This window comes from Rhizobium sp. USDA 4016, from assembly GCF_056279705.1.
In genome coordinates this window covers 4,227,611-4,243,450 of the sequence record NZ_JBWCCY010000004.1, presented here as the reverse complement: position 1 = coordinate 4,243,450, position 15,840 = coordinate 4,227,611, and the positions used below count along the sequence as shown (strand labels likewise).

The window sequence follows — 15,840 nt, the reverse complement described above, 5'->3', positions numbered from 1 at the left end:
GGAAGTGGGGATGCGATGATCTATATAGATCATCATTGTAATCACAAGGCGCGGAGAGCGGGCGATGCAGGACATGCTGGTTGTTGGCGGAGGTTACGTCGGCCTTTCCGCGGCGGTCGCCGTCAAGCAGGCTGCCCCCCACCTCGATATTGCGGTCGTTGAAGCAGCGCCTGAGAATGCCTGGCAGAAGGATATGCGCGCCTCGGCAATCATCGCCGCGGCAACGAAGATGCTGGAAGTCTTCGGCATCTGGGAGGAAATCAAGCCTGAAGCCCAGCCGATCACCAAGATGATCGTGACCGATTCGAGGACAGCCGACCCGGTCCGCCCGGTTTTCCTGACCTTCGATGGTGAAGTGGAAGATGGCCGCCCTTTTGCGCACATGATCCCGAACGCCGTCCTGGTCGGCGCGTTGCGCGGCGTCTGTGACCGGCTCGGCATCGAAATCCGGCATGGACTGAGCGCCACCGGCCTGAAGACGGAAGAAAACCGGATCTCCGTGACGTTGTCCGATGGCAGCGCACTGGAATCACGCTTGCTCGTCGCCTGCGATGGGGTGCGCTCGAAGCTCCGCGATCTTGCAGGCATAAAGACGGTCAGCTGGGATTACGGCCAGTCAGGCATCGTGGTAACCGTCGAGCACGAGCGGCCGCACAATGGCTGCGCCGAGGAGCATTTCCTGCCCTCCGGTCCCTTTGCGATCCTGCCGCTCACCAACAACCGGTCTTCCCTTGTCTGGACCGAGCAGGCCCACGATGCCGACCGGCTTGTTGCCGGCGACGACCTGATTTTCGAAGAGGAACTGGAGCGCCGTTTCGGCCACAAGCTCGGCGCGCTCAAGGTGATTGGCGAAAGGCGCGCCTTCCCGCTCGGCCTGACGCTCGCCCGGGCCTTCGTGGCGCCGCGCTTTGCACTTGCAGGCGATGCAGCCCACGGCATTCACCCGATTTCCGGCCAGGGCCTCAATCTCGGCTTCAAGGACGTGGCAGCATTGGCAGAAACCATCGTCGAGGCCGACCGGCTCGGGCTCGATATCGGCTCGATCAATATTCTCGAGCGCTACCAGACTTGGCGCCGCTTCGATACTTTCCGCATGGGGGTGACGACCGACGTGCTGAACCGGCTGTTCTCCAATGACGTGATGCCGGTGCGCATTGCCCGCGACGTCGGCCTGGGCATCGTCGACAGGATCCCGAGCCTCAAGTCCTTCTTCATCGGGCAGGCGGCCGGGACCGCGGCCAGGAACAATCCGCGGCTTTTGGCAGGCGAGACGATCTAATCGTCCAGCCCCCGCGCCTCTGACACCAGCATGATCGGGATGCCGTCACGAATCGGATAGGCAAGGCGCGCCTTTTCCGAGACGAGTTCGTTGTGCTCGCGGTCATAGCGGAGCGTGCCCTTGGTGAGCGGACAAACAAGGAGCTCAAGCAGTTTCGGATCAACACGGCTGAGTTTTTCGTCCATACCCGATGATTTACTGCAAAACCGTATCGGAGTCACCGAAGACCCGCGCGAGCACGATTTCAGTGATTGCGATCAGGGTTTCCGCCCTGGTTTTGAGATCGGGAGCCTCCAGCAGCGCCTGTTTCTCTGCAGGGCCAAAGGGCGACATCATCGCAAGCGAATTCACGAGCGTCAGATTGCTGGCGCGCTCGACGCTTTCCCAGTCGGCCTCCAGCTTGTTCGCATCGAGGTAGGCCCTGAAAGCGGAAAGCAAAGCGCCACGATCGACGGCATCTTCTTCATCGCGTGCGGAAAGATCGGAAATGAAGGGAGCGATGCGGAAGCTTCTGAACGGCTCATGCGTCATTTTCTCGCCAAGCAGGCGGAAACGGCAAACGCCCGTTAGCGAAACGATATAGCGCCCGTCGCCCGTCTCGGCGAAAGAGGTGATCCGCCCGATGCAGCCGACGGGAGCAAGATGAGGTTCGCCGCTTTTGTCGCCCGCCGTCGAATCATTGTCGCCAAGCGCCGGCTGGACCATGCCGATCAGCCGGTTGCCAGCCAACGCGGCGTCAAACATCGCGAGATAACGCGGCTCGAAAATATTCAGCGGAAGCTGTCCCGTAGGCAGGAGAAGAGCGCCGGTCAGAGGAAAGACGGCGATCGAATCTGGCAGATCGCCGGGCTTTAAATATCTTGCATTCCCGACTTGCATCAAAACTTGTCCCACACCAAGCGGCAGGAGCGAAACGGTGCTCCCTGTCCTGCCTGTGAAATGTGGTGCCCTTGCCCAAAAACGCAAGGGCAAGGCTTTGAAAGTTACGAGAAGAGCATCGCCGAAAGCTTGCGCCGCGCGGACACCGTTGCCGGATCCTTGAAGCCCCAGACTTCGAAGAACTGCAGGAGTTGGCGGCGTGCGCCGTCGTCATCGAAGGTCCGGTCCTTGCGCATGATATGGAGCAGATGCTCGGCCGCCTCGTCGCGCTTTCCCTCGACGTTCAGGATCTTGGCAAGCTTCATGCGCGCATCGTGGTTATCCGGATCGACCGCAAGGTCCTGTTCCAGGGCGATTGGATCACCGAGCTTGCGGGCTTCTTCGATCTGATCGAGCTTCGTGATGACGGCCTGAATCCCGGCGTCCTTGGCAAGCTCTTCCGGCAGATCGGTCAGCGCTTCGCGAGCGCGCTGATGCTGGTTGGCGGCAATCATGATTTCGGCCATCCCGGCAAGCGCCTTGGCATTTTCCGGATCGGCTTGCATGATCGCGCCATAGAGTTGCGCGGCACCATTAACGTCGCCCGCGGCCAGGAGCCCCGCAGCCTCCTCGAGCACCGCTTCGATCTCCGCAGCCTGATCTGCACCAGCAGGACCGGCGATGCGGTCGATGAACTGGCGAACCTGGCTTTCCGGCACGGCACCCATGAAGCCATCGGCCGGGCGGCCGCCGACGAAAGCGATCACGGCCGGGATCGACTGGATGCCAAGCTGGCCTGCGATCGACGGATGGTCGTCGATATTCATCTTCACGAGCTTCACGCGGCCCTGCGCTTCATTGACCACTTTCTCGAGCACTGGCGTCAATTGTTTGCACGGGCCGCACCAAGGCGCCCAGAAATCAACGAGCACGGGCTGGTTGCGCGATTCCTCGATGACGTCCTTCGTGAAAGTGGCGGTTGTCGTATCCTTGATATGTCCGCCGCCTGCCGCCGGCTGCGGCGCCGAACCGAAATTCGCCGTTGCCGACATCTGACTGCCGAAGGAATTGCTGTAGGAATTGTCGCTGCCGCTCATTGGTATCTCCCGCCATGCCGGTTGCCCGGCTTTTTCTAGCGCTAAAATCGTATGTCAGGCCGTCACTTTCAAGACAAGCGGCTTATGGCCGGTCGCTTCCATGAAGCGAATGAGATCTGCGCTTGCAATCGACGTCGTCGCATCGTTGGACAACGGATGGCAATTGACGACCTCCTCCTTCATCAAGTCCGCATCGAGCACGAAGGTCACATTGTTGCCCATGTCGTTGATGGCGCCAAAGGCGGTGACCGCGCCGGGGATCACGCCAAGATATTCCATCAGCTTTTCCGCCTTGCCGAACGAAACCTTGCTGGCGGCGCCGATCAGCCCATGCACGGTCTTGAGATCGACAACGGCATGTTCCTCGACCGTCAGCAGGAAGAACTGATCCTTCTTATCTTTCACGAAAAGGTTTTTTGTATGCCCGCCGGGAATAGCATCGCGCAGCGACACCGATTCGGCCACGGTGAAGACTGGAGCATGCTCATGCGTGCTGTGCGCGATGCCGAGCCCGTCGAGGAAGGCGAAAAGTTCGTTCTTGTTTTTCGGCTTGGCTTCAGTCATCGCGGCATCCGTGCGGAAAGAAAGAGATAAGGTGCCCTGATTAAGTCGGAGGGACGTGTTTTGCAATGTTCGGGATCGACGCTTATCCCTGAATTTGCGGCAGTTTGCGAAAGCGCCTCTGAAATCGTGGAATTTTTCTTGGCCTTTGCGTGATTTCCCTGTTGCATTTAAAAATCGATTGGGCCATATAGCGCCCGTCGCCGCAAGGTGGCAGCCCACGGTCCACCAACTACCCCGGACCGATGCGGATTGAGCGGGTGTAGCTCAGGGGTAGAGCACAACCTTGCCAAGGTTGGGGTCGAGGGTTCAAATCCCTTCGCCCGCTCCAGTTTCCAAATTGTCCGACCCGGAGACATTGGTAACAGATCGTACCTAACACGTAGGTGACAACCTCGTGCCGAACGGGTTGTATCGCAGCGGGTGGCCAGCCAGCGAAATCGAAACTTTCATGCCGTGGAATTTTGCAACGTAATGGCCTTGGTTCATCGCTTGCTATGCAAGGCGCCCGGTTTAGGCCACTATGAAATCGTAGCGGCCGAATTTTCCGTCGCTCGTCGCCCCGACATCGAGCAACAAGGCTGCGTTGAATATCCGGTCACGTTCATTGTCCGGCTCACCGGGAAAATAGAGCTGCGTCGTCAGCACTTTTCCGCCGGGCCGTTGGACTTTCAGGTGGTAATGCCGGGTGCGGCCAGGATAGACCCCTGGCACGATCGTCTCAAACCACCATTTGCCTTCAGCATCGGTGAATTGATGTCCGCGGAGTTTGTATCCGCTGTTGTCATAGGTGCCAATCTCATTGGCATGCCATAACTCGATCAACGCTTTTGCCACGGGCTGGCAGTTCTCGGTCAGCACGTAACCGGCAAGCGTCATCCTTTCACCGCCCGGTGCATCGCTCGCGAAGTCCTGTTTTTCAGGGCTCTCCGGGGTGAAATACGGGCCCTCGGTCTGCGCTGGCGTCAGATCGTCGTCATCATCGCAAGTTGGTGTAAGCGACAGCTGCGCAGGAGCGCCGGCTGCATGGCCGAGTCTCGGGAGCACAATCGGCGTGGCAACGAAGCCCATAAGGAAATGTCGCCGGGTCGGCATGGCGTTGTATCTCCCCTAACATGGAAACCAAGATCCTTGCGGCTCCATTGGGCAGAAGTGGGGCGGGTCGCTAGGAATTTGGGTACTCAATAGTTGTAGCGGCGCGCATGGCCCGAATGCCTTGCTGTTGCCTCGGGTAACAGTCACCGGATTTCGGCCAAGTGCAATCTATTTCCACGTATGCACTTCGCGTCACACTCATCGAGTGCTCCGCGCAAAAACCGCTCCTTCTAGAACTGGAGTGAATTTTGCAGTACGGGCACGATCCTACGACGTCGTAATTTTATGCTTGCCGGTTGGGGTCGAGGGTTCAAATTCCTTCGAGCTCTCCAGTTTTCATAGAAATATCAAATATTTATAATAATCATCGGTAAGACGATGTAGTGTTCTAAAGCCATGTCGCCACGTCAGCGCCAAAACGGCCGATCGCAGCCATTTGCCGCACTATCTGAAAAGAATTTGATTTGCGCGCAACGCATCGCCATGTTGAGCGAGGGCGGGCAACGGTTGGTTTGATGTATGCTGCAACGAATTGACGACACGGATGCCGCCCTGATCGACAGGCTGCAGGAATCCGCATTCGACTATTTTCTGAAATATTCCAATCCCGAAAACGGCCTGGTCGCGGATACGTCAGTGCCCGGGGTTCCTTGCAGCATCGCTGCCGTCGGCTTTGCGCTCTCCAGCTATGCGGTCGCCGCCGAACGCGGATGGATGACGCGCAAAGAAGCGGCAGGCAGGTCAGTCACGACGCTGCGTTTCTTTGCCAGGAGCCATCAGGGACGCGAACGCCACGCGACCGGCTATCGCGGCTTCTATTACCACTTCCTGCATATGGATACCGGCCACCGGGCCTGGAACAGCGAGCTCTCGACAATCGACACGACCTTGCTCGTCGCCGGCATGCTGACGGCTGCGGCCTATTTCGATCGGACCGATGCGGTGGAGACGGAAATCCGCGAGCTTGCGAAATTCATCTATGAGCGCATCGACTGGCATTGGGCGTTGAACAAGGGGCAGACCGTCAGCATGGGCTGGAAGCCGGGCAGTGGCTTTCTGCGCTGGCGCTGGCAGGGATATGACGAAGCGATCCTGCTCTATATGCTGGCACTTGCTTCGCCGACCCATCCGATCTTGCCATCGAGCTACGATGCCTTCGTCTCAAGCTATTCCTGGATGCTCTTCGGCAAGCAGCCCTATCTCTATGCTGGACCGTTCTTCATTCACCTTTTCCCGCATGCCTGGATCGACTTCCGCGGGATTAAGGACAAAGAGATGGCCGCCCACGACTGGGACTATTTCCGCAACACACAGGTTTCGATCGCCGTGCAGCGCGATTATGCCGAGCGCAACCCCGGACACTTCGTTGGCTACAATAGGGATGTCTGGGGACTTTCCGCCTCCGACGGCCCGCCGCCAACGCGCAACATGCGTGGCGGCCGGCGCCCGAAGGTGCTTGGTTACGCCGCCCGCGGTGCACCGCTTGGCCCGGATGACGGGACAATTGCACCCTGGGCGGCGGTTGCGGCATTGCCCTTTGACCGGCAGGCGTCGCTTGATGGCCTAAAGGCGCTGCTCGCCGCCTATCCTGATCTGCTCTGCGAAGGCCGCTTTCCAGGCGGCTTCAACCCGACGGTGAAGACTGCCCGGCCTGAAGGTTGGGTGGACGATCGATGCGTCGCGATCGACCAAGGGCTGCTGGTGATGACGATCGAAAACGACCGGTCGGAGTTCATCTGGAACCTGATGCGGCAGTCGCCGGTCATCCGTCTCGGCCTTGAACGCGCCGGCTTTACGGGCGGCTGGCTGGAGCAGGCGGAAACGGAAAGGGTTTCGCGAAAGTCGGCTTAACGGCGGCCGAAGACATGCGCCTTGCCGGCGATGTCAAGGCGAACACGATCGCCGCGTGCGGGCAAGGCCACGCTGGATGTCTTGATGAAGATCGGCGGTAGCGCCACGCCTTCCAGCGACACTGCCACGGTGCAGGTTGCGCCGCCGAACTCGACCTCGACGACACGACCACCATAGGCGGGCTCGCCTTCATCGGCAACGACGCGAATCTGCTCCGGCCGCAGCATGATCTCGGCCTTGCCTTGATGGCTGCCTTCCACTGCAACACGGCCGAGCGCGCAATCGGCAAAGCCATTGCGGATAATCGCCGGAAGCATCACCGCATCACCCAGGAAGAGTGCGGTCTCGCGGTCCTTCGGCTGCAGGTAGAGCGATTGCGGTGAACCCGCTTGGATCAGCTTGCCTTCCCTGAGCACCGCGACCTGGTCGGCAAAGGAGAGAGCCTCTGCCTGATCATGGGTTACGAGAATAGTCGTGATATCCGCCATCTGCAGCACGCGTGCGACAGCCTTGCGCATGTGTTCGCGAAGGCCGGTATCGAGCGCCGAGAAGGGCTCGTCGAGCAGCATGAGGCGCGGCTTGCGGCCGAGGGCTCTCGCCAGTGCCACGCGCTGCTGCTGGCCGCCGGAAAGCTGGTGGGGACGGCGCGTCAGCATGTTGCGGTCGAGCTCGACCATATCCAGTAGTTCGACGATCCGCTTTTCGCGATCGGGACCGCCCCGCTCGAAACCGAAGCCGATATTGTCGGCAACGCTCAGATGCGGGAAGAGCGCACCGTCCTGCGAGACGATGCCGATGCCGCGCTTGTGCGCGGGAACGGCTGCCGAGCCATCCGCGAGCACTTCGCCGTTCAGGACGACCTGCCCTTCATCGGGCCGCTCGAAGCCGGCGACGATGCGCAGCAAAGTCGTTTTGCCGGAACCTGAGGGGCCGACGACGGCGGTGCGGCTGCCGGCGGCAACGTCCAGCGTCACCTTGTCCAGCGCTGTCACTGGGCCATAGCGCTTGCTGACAGACTGGATCGTAAGCAAGGTCATTGGCCGGCGGTCCGTTTCGATTGGGCATAGAGAAGAAGGGTCAGCGGCAGCGACAGCACTATCATCATCACCGCATAGGGAGCGGCCGACGCATAGTCGATTTCGCTGGTCAGCGACCAGAATTTCGTTGCCAGCGTTTCAACACCGTTCGGCGACAACATCAGCGTTGCCGTCAGCTCGTTGGTGATGCCAAGCGCCGACAGCGCGATGCTTGCAGCAAAGCCCGGGGCAGCAAGGCGCATGGTAATCTGGCGCACGGCCTGCGATGGCGTGCGTCCCAGGCACATGGCAGCCCGTTCCAGCTCCACAGGTGCTTGTGCGATGCTGGCACGAAGGCCGACCATCGCACGCGGCAGGAAGAGCAGGACATAGGCAACGATGAGGGTCGCAAAAGTCTGGTAGAGCGGCAGCGCCAGCCGCACGGTGATCGTCACCAATGCCAGCGCCACGACGACGCCCGGAAGCGAGCCGACATAATAATGGCAGGCTTCGAGCAAGCGCTGGAATCGCCCCGGGGCGCGGACCGACAGCCAGGCCATGGGCGCGGCCGCGATCGTCGTCAGCACGCCGCCTGCAACCGCAAGGACGATCGTTTGAACGAACGCATTTCCGACCGCATCCAGCCGCCAGATCTCGCCGCCGCCGAGATAGAGCCAGCGGCCGAGCGTCATGAGCGGTACGCCGAGCGTCAGCACCGCAAGCGTGCCCGGCAGCAGAATGGCAGGTACGACAAACCAGCCGAGACGGCGGCGATCGGCGGGACGTGCGGAACCGGATCCGACGCGGGCGTAGCGCTCGTTGCCGCGCAAAAGGATTTCGAGGCCAAGCAGGAAAAGGCAGCAGGCGACGAGCACACCGCCGAGCATATTGGCTGCGGGGCTGTTATAGGCCGACTGGAACTGATCGACGATCGCGGTCGAAAAGGTGTCGAAGCGGATCATCACGTAAAGCCCGTATTCCGACAGGAGATGCAGCCCGATCAAGAGCGAGCCTCCACAGATCGCAAGCCGCAACTGCGGCAGGACCGTACGGAAGAAGACACGCCAGGGATCGAGGCCAAGCGACGCCGCCGCATCCTCGATCGCCGGATCGAGGCGGCGAAGAGCAGCAGCGACCGGCAGGTAGAGAAAAGGATAATAGGCGAGCACGGAAACGAAGACACCGCTCTGCAGGCCGCGCATGCCGGGAACGAGGCTCACCCAGGCATAGCTGTGGACGAAGGCCGGAACGGCAAGCGGCGCAACGGCAAGCCAGGACCACAACCGCGGAAACGGAACATTGGTCCGCTCCGTCAGCCAGGCGAGCGTCACGGCAACAACAATCGACAGGGGAATGGTGAGCGCCTCGAGGAGGATCGTGTTGACGAGCAGCTCGCCGACACGTGGCCGGAAGACCAGCTCCTTGACCGTCTGCCAGCCGACATTGATGGTAATCCAACCGATGAAGCCGAGCGGCACGAGGCTTATAAGTGCGACGAGCGTTGCAAAGACGACGACGGAGGCGTGCGGCATGCGCCCGCGCAGCAAACCTGTTCCGCTGACTGGCGCTCCATTGCCGGGCGCGAGCTCGGAAACAAGCGATCTGTTGTCTTGCAGCAAGGCCGACGCCTTTGATACGCTGAAAAAGGAAGGCAACCGCCTCTTTCTGAAGCGGTTGCCGGATTGGGTCATGCCCTAAGGTTTTCTTGAGCCAAAAGCAATAGTTTTGACTCGATCCGGCCTGCGGCAGAGAGGCTTAGATCAGGCCCGCGGCCGTCATCAGCTCGACGACTTTCTTGCTGTCAAGCTCGGAAGCCTCAACCTTCGGCGCATTGAGATCGGCAAGCGGGACGAGCTTTTCGTTCGCATCGCCGCTGACCGCGTATTCATAGGACGTGCCGTTTTTCAGGATGTCCTGGCCGGCTTTGCCGGCGACGAACTTCAAGAACGCCTGGGCTTCCTTCATATGCTGCGTCGACTTCAAGATGCCGCCGCCCGATACGCTGACGAACGCGCCCGGATCCTGGTTCTTGAAGTAATGCAGGCCGACATTCTTGCTGTTTTCGCCAGTCTTCGCCTGATCGCCGAACCAATAGTAATGATAGATGACCGCGCCTTCAACTTCGCCGGCATTGACGGCCTTCATGGCAACACTGTTGCCCTTGTAAGGCGTTGCGTTTTCCTTCATCGCCTTCAACCATTGAGCCGTTGCTGCTTCGCCCTTCAGCTGCAGCAGTGCACCGACGATCGCTTGGAAATCGGCACCGGCAGGCGACGCGCCCCAACGGCCCTTCCAGGCCGGATCGGCGAGATCGAGCATCGACTTCGGCAGCTTGTCTTCGGTGAGCTTCGTCTTATCATACACAAACACCGTCGAGCGGGCGGCGATGCCGGTCCACATGCCATCGGCCGGACGGTACTGCGCCGGGACCAGATCAAGCGTTTCTTTGTCGACCGGGGCAAACAGGCCCGCGCCATCGACGAGCGCCATCGCCGGAGAGTTCTCGGTCAAGAACACGTCGGCCGGGGAAGCGTCGCCTTCCTGGATGATCTGGTTGGCGAACTGCATGTCGCTGCCTTGGCGCATAGTGACCTTGATGCCGGTCTCCTTGGTGAAGGCATCGATCCATTCGCGGCCGAGGCTTTCGTGCTGAGCGTTATAGACAACGATACCTTCGGATTCCTGCGCATTTGCGCTGGATGCCAGAGACGTCGCAGCAAGAAGCGAGGTGGCCAAAGCAAGCGCGGAAAAGCGCGTAAGAGAAATTTTCATGATGCCCTCCATGGCGGGTGTCACCCAAACTCCCCGGGTGATGCGCGCCCCGTATATTTTTCTTGATTTAGTTTTTCAAGTTTCGCCTTGCCGCCGGTCTTCACAAATACTTGAACCCACCCATCAACTTTAGAATAATTCTATATAGCCAGGATGGCGTCGATCACGTCATCTTCGATTTCGATGCCATGCTCCAGCGCGTATTTTCGCGCATTCTGGCCGCGGCGACCGGGCAGGCGGACACCGGGATCGGAAGAAATTTCAGCGGCAAGTTCGCCCAGACGCGATGCCGCGAAGCTTCCACCGCTGGCTTCGGGATTGATAACGATCAGCATCTGCCCAAGGCCAGGCGCTGCTCCTTGGTCATCGAACAAGGAAGTGGATTCGAAGGAAAAATTGGCACCCGCGAGCGGTGCTGCGAGAATCTCGACCATCATGGCAAGCGCAGCACCCTTGGCCTCGCCGGATGGCACCATGGTGCCCTCCAGGGCGGCAACCGCATCGGTTGTCGGCTGGCCGTCACGATCAAAGGCCCAATCGGCCGGGATCGACGCGCCCTTTTGCCGGGCGGCCATGATCTTGCCACGCGCAACGCGCGACAACGCAAGGTCGATGACGATCGGATCATCTGCGGGAACGGGCGCTGCAAAAGCAATGGGATTGGTGCCGAAGACGGGCTTGCGTCCGCCCCAGGCAGCCATGGAAGCTGTGGCATTCGCAACCATCAGCGCCACGAGACCGGCTTCGGCAAAACGTTCGACGGTCAGCGCGAGCACACCCGCATGATGCGAACGGCGGATAGCGGCAAGCGCAATGCCCTGTTTGCGCGCCATCTCCGACAGCAACGGCACGGCGAGATCGAAAGCCGGATAAGCATAGCCGTGGCAGGCGTCGATCTGGATGATGGATGGAAAAGGCCGGAAGACGATCGGCTTGGCTATTCCGTCGACCTTTCCGGACTTTGCCTGGGCCGCATAGGCAACGACGCGGCGCAGCCCGTGGCCACCCTGTCCTGCGGCTTCTGCGGCGACCAGCGCACGCGCGACGGAGCGCGCATTTCCCTCCTCCACTCCGCTGCGCTTCAACGCGTCGATAACCAGCGCTTGGGCTGCGGCAAGTGTCAGATGCATGGAGAAAAACCTTGGGCAAAAACGAAGGGACGATGACGGTGTTACGTCATCGTCCCTTCGGATTCAATGCGGCTCTCTCGATCACTCGACGTCGAACTTGACACCCTGAGCGAGCGGCAGCGTCTTGCCGTAATTGATCGTGTTCGTCGTGCGGCGCATGTAGGCCTTCCAGGCATCCGAGCCGGATTCGCGGCCGCCCCCGGTTTCCTTTTCGCCACCGAAAGCACCGCCGATTTCGGCACCCGACGGGCCGAGATTGACGTTGGCGATGCCGCAATCGGAGCCACGGGCGGAAACAAAGGTTTCGGCTTCACGCATGTCATTGGTGAAGATCGAGGAAGATAGGCCCTGCGGCACGGCATTGTGCAGTTTCAGCACCTCGTCGAAATCCGTGTACTTCATGACATAGAGGATCGGTGCGAAGGTCTCGTGTTCGACAGGACCAGTCTGAGACGGCATCTCGACAAGCGCCGGGCGCACATAGAAGGCTTCGGCAGCGCCGTTTTCGACGCGCTCGCCACCCGTGACCTTGCCGCCAGCCGACTTTGCCTCGGATAGAGCCGACTGCATCTTCTCGAAGGCCGATTTGTCGATCAGCGGACCGACAAGCGTCCCGTTTTCCAACGGATTGCCGATCGTGACCGATCCATAGGCTTTCTGCAGGCGAGGCACGAGTTTGTCGTAGATGCTCTCGTGCACGAAGAGACGGCGAAGCGTCGTGCAGCGCTGGCCGGCAGTTCCCATCGACGAAAAGGCAACGCCGCGCAGAGTGAGATCGAGATCGGCTGTCGGGCAGACGATGGCGGCATTGTTGCCGCCGAGTTCAAGGATCGCACGGGCAAAGCGCTGCGACAGCCGCGGGCCGACGGCGCGGCCCATAGCCGTGGAGCCGGTGGCGGAAACCAGCGGCACCTTCGGGTGATCGACGAGGACTTCACCGACATCGCGGCCGCCAATCAGCAGCGTCGAAAGGTTCGCCGGAGCCTGCCCGCCTTCGGCGACGAAGCGCTTCAGCGCCTTTTCGAACAGCGCCTGTACGGCAAGTGCCGTCAGCGGCGTCTTTTCCGACGGCTTCCAGACTGTGGAATTGCCGCAGACGAGCGCCAGCGCCGCATTCCACGACCAGACCGCGACCGGGAAGTTGAAGGCCGAAATGATGCCGACCACGCCGAGCGGATGCCAGCTTTCCATCATGCGGTGCTCGGAGCGCTCGGTTGCAATCGTTAGGCCGTAGAGCTGGCGCGAAAGGCCGACTGCGAAATCGCAGATGTCGATCATTTCCTGGACTTCGCCGAGACCTTCAGACGTGATCTTGCCGACTTCGATCGAAACGAGGCGGCCGAGCGCCGGCTTCGCCGCGCGAAGCTCTTCGCCAAGCAAACGGACGAGTTCGCCGCGCTTCGGCGCAGGGACTGCGCGCCATTCGGCAAATGCCTTGTGCGCTTCGTCGATCGCCTTTTTGGCATCCGCGACGGAATGTTCCTTGAGTAGGCCGATTTCCTTGCCGGTGATCGGCGAGGCGACACGCAGCGAGCCGCCGGTATAGCGGGCCGCATCGACGCCGAGTTCGGAAAGCAGTTTCTTCGTCTCGGCTGCGAGATCGAGCGTAGCGATGGTCATCGTGTTTCCAACCTTCTTGTTCTTGATTGCGAGCTTTTACTCAAAAGCGCGCGTCGGCGAAGTGAGCGACCTGGGCGCCGGCTTCGTACCACATTTCCTTGAGCGTGCGGAAACCGGGCTCCCGCAGGTCCGTAACCGGCAAGGGCAGGTCCGCCTCCGCGATCCGGCCCCAATATATGGTGTGCCAGCGTACGGCCGAATACCGTGCCAGGCGCAATGCCCCGGCCATTATAGCCGGAGAAGCCAACGGCATTCGGCGCGAACTTGTGAAAGCGTGGTAGCGCATTGTCGGTCATGCCGATCTTGCCGTACCATTCGTATTCGAATTCTACGTCGCCGATCTGCGGAAAGAGCCTCTTCAGCGAGCGTTTCGCCCAGCTTTTGTGAACTGCAGCGCCGGTGTTGCGCAACGCTCCGACACTGCCGAAAACGAGGCGCCCGGCACGATCCATCCGGAATGAGGAGAGGATCTCCTTCGTATCCCAACAGCCTTCGCGACCGGGCAGAATCGATTTGCGCAGATTATCGCTGAGCGGCGTCGTCGCGAAATTGAAATAGGGAAGATGCACCTGCTCGCAGCGGACCTGTTCCCATGGCCCGGTGCTATAGGCATCCGTCGCGACGATAATCCAGTCAGCGGTCACCCGGCCGCTCTCAGTCTTCACCGTGCATCGGCTGCCGTCTCGTTCGGTTGCGATAACAGGGCTCGATGTATGGATCGAAACGCCCGCCTTGATAGCCGCATGCGCCAAACCTCGAGCATAGGCGAGCGGCTGCAGTGTTCCCGCACGCATATCGAGCAGCGAACCGGCATAGGCGCTGGTGCCAACGCGACGTGCGGTCTCGGCGGCATCAAGCAGCGTCACTGGCGACCCGCGCGCGGACCACTGCGCAGCACGCGTCTCGATTTCCTTCAACCCATCCGCGCCGACGGCGCAATGCAGCGTACCGTTCTTTTCAAGCTCGCAGGCGATGTCGTGCTTTTCGATCAACTCCATGACAAGGCGAGGCGCCTCGCCGAGCATACCGAGCAGGCGATCGCCGTAGGTCTGCCCGAGAGCGCCAGGCAGATCGTCCGGCATCACCCACATGCCGGCATTGATCAGTCCGACATTGCGGCCAGCCCCACCGAAACCGATCTCCTTGGCCTCCAACAGCACGACCTTCGAAACCGGCTTCGGCAAGATGAAGACCGGACGACAGTCCGGTGTAGCCGCCGCCGACAATCACCACATCGGCCGACAGGGCGCCCTGAAGCGCCGATGTCGCCGGCGGCAGCGGCGCGGTCTTTTCCCAGAGTCCGTGGGAGCGGGGATCATTCAGCATCAGTCAGTCCATTCCAAGCAAACGCGGCAGCACTCTAGCGCCGTCCACGGCATTGCGGAAGCAGCCTCAGTCAACGGTTTTCAACTCCAGGCCGACGATCCCCAGCGTCTTCATCACGGCGTCGGGCGAAGCCGACTGGCGCTCGGCAAAGAGCTTCAGCTCGTCCTCGACGGTGCTCGGCATCAAAGAACTCCGGGTCATTCCGATTTTGGAGGATAGACGTCTTTACAAAGGCTCCAGCGCCATGAATATCGACGTTTTGGAAATACATCATTCTCAATTGGAATGAACCATGCTGCCTTCGCGACGTTTTCTGCCGTCGATTTCATTGCTCGCCGCCTTCGAGGCCGTCGCCCGAACCGGCAGCGTGACAGCGGCAGCACGCGAACTCGACCTCACCCAGAGCGCCGTCAGCCGCCAGATCAAGGCGCTGGAAGTACAGCTTGACGCTGAACTTTTTCTTCGCGAACGCCAGACGGTGCGCCTCACGCTTGCGGGCGACAGCTACGCCCGCGAGATCCGCGAAGCACTTCGCCGAATTTCCAGCGCATCGCTGAACCTGCGCGCTAATCCGCATGGCGGAACGCTGAACCTCGCCATCCTGCCGACCTTCGGCACCCGCTGGCTGGCACCACGCCTCGGCCGGTTCCTGGACCAGAATCCGGGCGTTACGATCAATCTCGTCACCCGGCTCTCCTCCTTCGATTTCCGGCTCGATTCGATCGACGCCGCTATTCACTTCGGCCATCCGCATTGGCCGGGAGCGGAATTGACCTTCCTGATGTCCGAAAAGACGGTTGCTGCCTGCAGCCCCGCCTTCCTGAGGCAGCACGGCATCACCAAAGCTGAAGACCTGCTGGATGTTCCCCTATTGCATCTGACGACCCGCCCTGACGCCTGGGAGCGGTGGTTTGCCGATAACGGCGTCGCCTTCCAAAACGTACACGGCATGCTGTTCGACCAGTTTGCGACGGCGGCACAGGCAGCGATCACCGGCCTCGGCGTCGCGCTGCTGCCGACATTTCTCATTCAGGACGAGCTGAAGCGCGGTGATCTTGTCGCGGCGATCGGCCGGGAAGTGGAAAGCAGCGAAAGCTATTATCTCGCCTGTCCTCCCGAGCGGGCCGACTATGCGCCGCTTTCAGCCTTTCGTGACTGGATCACCGCAGAAGCCAAAGCGGGATGACGGAACGGCTTGCATCGCAAGAGCGCTTTCGAGCATTATGCGCCCAATC

Annotated in this window: 14 protein-coding genes, 1 tRNA gene and 1 pseudogene; 5 read left to right on the top strand and 11 right to left on the bottom strand. The window is 60.5% G+C overall.

What is annotated here, in order from left to right; all coding sequences use genetic code 11:
* Positions 1-64: 64 nt before the first annotated feature.
* Entirely contained in the window at positions 65-1,279 is a 1,215-nt protein-coding gene (locus ACZ9DP_RS36700; RefSeq protein ID WP_194728420.1) for a ubiquinone biosynthesis hydroxylase, read from the top strand.
* Here ACZ9DP_RS36700 and ACZ9DP_RS36695 read toward each other — a convergent pair.
* The 4 genes from ACZ9DP_RS36695 to ACZ9DP_RS36680 form a co-directional block, all read right to left on the bottom strand.
* A complete protein-coding gene (locus ACZ9DP_RS36695; RefSeq protein ID WP_074069979.1) occupies positions 1,276-1,464 on the bottom strand; it encodes a Trm112 family protein in 189 nt (62 codons plus the stop codon). The two genes, ACZ9DP_RS36700 and ACZ9DP_RS36695, sit on opposite strands and share 4 nt — an antisense overlap.
* Positions 1,465-1,474: 10 nt before the next feature.
* A complete protein-coding gene (locus ACZ9DP_RS36690; protein WP_074069980.1) occupies positions 1,475-2,158 on the bottom strand; it encodes an LON peptidase substrate-binding domain-containing protein in 684 nt (227 codons plus the stop codon).
* Positions 2,159-2,262: 104 nt separating this feature from the next.
* Complete coding sequence (gene trxA, locus ACZ9DP_RS36685) at positions 2,263-3,234, bottom strand: thioredoxin (RefSeq protein WP_476205321.1); 972 nt, start codon at positions 3,232-3,234, stop codon at positions 2,263-2,265.
* A gap of 54 nt (positions 3,235-3,288) precedes the next feature.
* Positions 3,289-3,798, bottom strand: a complete 510-nt coding sequence (locus ACZ9DP_RS36680; protein WP_074069982.1) for a prolyl-tRNA synthetase associated domain-containing protein — start codon at positions 3,796-3,798, stop codon at positions 3,289-3,291.
* A gap of 253 nt (positions 3,799-4,051) precedes the next feature.
* Between ACZ9DP_RS36680 and ACZ9DP_RS36675 the strand changes: the two genes are divergently transcribed.
* Positions 4,052-4,126, top strand: a tRNA-Gly gene (locus tag ACZ9DP_RS36675).
* A gap of 182 nt (positions 4,127-4,308) precedes the next feature.
* Here the strand turns inward: ACZ9DP_RS36675 and ACZ9DP_RS36670 are convergent.
* The gene (locus ACZ9DP_RS36670; protein WP_476205318.1) at positions 4,309-4,890 is read right to left on the bottom strand and encodes a dioxygenase family protein; all 582 of its coding nucleotides are present in this window, start codon (positions 4,888-4,890) and stop codon (positions 4,309-4,311) included.
* 519 nt (positions 4,891-5,409) lie between these two features.
* Between ACZ9DP_RS36670 and ACZ9DP_RS36665 the strand changes: the two genes are divergently transcribed.
* Positions 5,410-6,741, top strand: coding sequence for a glucoamylase family protein (locus ACZ9DP_RS36665; RefSeq protein WP_476205316.1), 1,332 nt, complete (start codon positions 5,410-5,412; stop codon positions 6,739-6,741).
* On the opposite strand, the gene ACZ9DP_RS36660 is transcribed toward ACZ9DP_RS36665, so the two are convergent.
* Positions 6,738-7,778 (bottom strand): ABC transporter ATP-binding protein, encoded by a 1,041-nt coding sequence (locus tag ACZ9DP_RS36660; protein ID WP_074069985.1) that lies wholly within the window; start codon positions 7,776-7,778, stop codon positions 6,738-6,740. The genes ACZ9DP_RS36665 and ACZ9DP_RS36660 overlap by 4 nt on opposite strands.
* Entirely contained in the window at positions 7,775-9,289 is a 1,515-nt protein-coding gene (locus ACZ9DP_RS36655; protein WP_476205314.1) for an ABC transporter permease, read from the bottom strand. Before ACZ9DP_RS36655 ends, ACZ9DP_RS36660 begins: the two co-directional genes overlap by 4 nt.
* Between ACZ9DP_RS36655 and ACZ9DP_RS36650 the strand changes: the two genes are divergently transcribed.
* On the top strand, positions 9,288-9,455 hold the full coding sequence (locus tag ACZ9DP_RS36650; RefSeq protein WP_237361744.1) for a hypothetical protein: 168 nt from the start codon (positions 9,288-9,290) through the stop codon (positions 9,453-9,455). The genes ACZ9DP_RS36655 and ACZ9DP_RS36650 overlap by 2 nt on opposite strands.
* A 57-nt stretch (positions 9,456-9,512) precedes the next feature.
* Here ACZ9DP_RS36650 and ACZ9DP_RS36645 read toward each other — a convergent pair whose 3' ends face one another.
* The 4 genes and pseudogenes from ACZ9DP_RS36645 to ACZ9DP_RS36630 form a co-directional block, all read right to left on the bottom strand.
* A complete protein-coding gene (locus tag ACZ9DP_RS36645; RefSeq protein ID WP_194728424.1) occupies positions 9,513-10,529 on the bottom strand; it encodes an iron ABC transporter substrate-binding protein in 1,017 nt (338 codons plus the stop codon).
* A gap of 140 nt (positions 10,530-10,669) precedes the next feature.
* Positions 10,670-11,659, bottom strand: a complete 990-nt coding sequence (locus ACZ9DP_RS36640) for an Ldh family oxidoreductase (RefSeq protein WP_476205311.1) — start codon at positions 11,657-11,659, stop codon at positions 10,670-10,672.
* An 81-nt stretch (positions 11,660-11,740) separates the two neighbouring features.
* Positions 11,741-13,279, bottom strand: a complete 1,539-nt coding sequence (gene amaB / locus ACZ9DP_RS36635) for an L-piperidine-6-carboxylate dehydrogenase (protein ID WP_476205309.1) — start codon at positions 13,277-13,279, stop codon at positions 11,741-11,743.
* Between the two features lie 40 nt (positions 13,280-13,319).
* Positions 13,320-14,605 (bottom strand): annotated as a pseudogene (locus ACZ9DP_RS36630) (NAD(P)/FAD-dependent oxidoreductase).
* A gap of 292 nt (positions 14,606-14,897) precedes the next feature.
* Here ACZ9DP_RS36630 and ACZ9DP_RS36625 point away from each other — a divergent pair.
* The gene (locus ACZ9DP_RS36625; protein WP_476205308.1) at positions 14,898-15,791 is read left to right on the top strand and encodes a LysR family transcriptional regulator; all 894 of its coding nucleotides are present in this window, start codon (positions 14,898-14,900) and stop codon (positions 15,789-15,791) included.
* The last annotated feature ends 49 nt before the right edge of the window (positions 15,792-15,840 follow it).

What these genes read in the sequence shown, in the direction of transcription:
- ACZ9DP_RS36625 (WP_476205308.1), top strand. Translation starts at nt 14,898, where the DNA reads ATGCTGCCTTCGCGACGTTTTCTGCCGTCGATTTCATTGCTCGCCGCC.
- trxA (WP_476205321.1), bottom strand. Translation starts at nt 3,234, where the DNA reads ATGAGCGGCAGCGACAATTCCTACAGCAATTCCTTCGGCAGTCAGATG.
- ACZ9DP_RS36670 (WP_476205318.1), bottom strand. Translation starts at nt 4,890, where the DNA reads ATGCCGACCCGGCGACATTTCCTTATGGGCTTCGTTGCCACGCCGATT.
- ACZ9DP_RS36700 (WP_194728420.1), top strand. Translation starts at nt 65, where the DNA reads ATGCAGGACATGCTGGTTGTTGGCGGAGGTTACGTCGGCCTTTCCGCG.
- ACZ9DP_RS36640 (WP_476205311.1), bottom strand. Translation starts at nt 11,659, where the DNA reads ATGCATCTGACACTTGCCGCAGCCCAAGCGCTGGTTATCGACGCGTTG.
- ACZ9DP_RS36690 (WP_074069980.1), bottom strand. Translation starts at nt 2,158, where the DNA reads ATGCAAGTCGGGAATGCAAGATATTTAAAGCCCGGCGATCTGCCAGAT.
- amaB (WP_476205309.1), bottom strand. Translation starts at nt 13,279, where the DNA reads ATGACCATCGCTACGCTCGATCTCGCAGCCGAGACGAAGAAACTGCTT.
- ACZ9DP_RS36655 (WP_476205314.1), bottom strand. Translation starts at nt 9,289, where the DNA reads ATGCCGCACGCCTCCGTCGTCGTCTTTGCAACGCTCGTCGCACTTATA.
- ACZ9DP_RS36645 (WP_194728424.1), bottom strand. Translation starts at nt 10,529, where the DNA reads ATGAAAATTTCTCTTACGCGCTTTTCCGCGCTTGCTTTGGCCACCTCG.
- ACZ9DP_RS36665 (WP_476205316.1), top strand. Translation starts at nt 5,410, where the DNA reads ATGCTGCAACGAATTGACGACACGGATGCCGCCCTGATCGACAGGCTG.
- ACZ9DP_RS36650 (WP_237361744.1), top strand. Translation starts at nt 9,288, where the DNA reads ATGCGCCCGCGCAGCAAACCTGTTCCGCTGACTGGCGCTCCATTGCCG.
- ACZ9DP_RS36680 (WP_074069982.1), bottom strand. Translation starts at nt 3,798, where the DNA reads ATGACTGAAGCCAAGCCGAAAAACAAGAACGAACTTTTCGCCTTCCTC.
- ACZ9DP_RS36695 (WP_074069979.1), bottom strand. Translation starts at nt 1,464, where the DNA reads ATGGACGAAAAACTCAGCCGTGTTGATCCGAAACTGCTTGAGCTCCTT.
- ACZ9DP_RS36660 (WP_074069985.1), bottom strand. Translation starts at nt 7,778, where the DNA reads ATGACCTTGCTTACGATCCAGTCTGTCAGCAAGCGCTATGGCCCAGTG.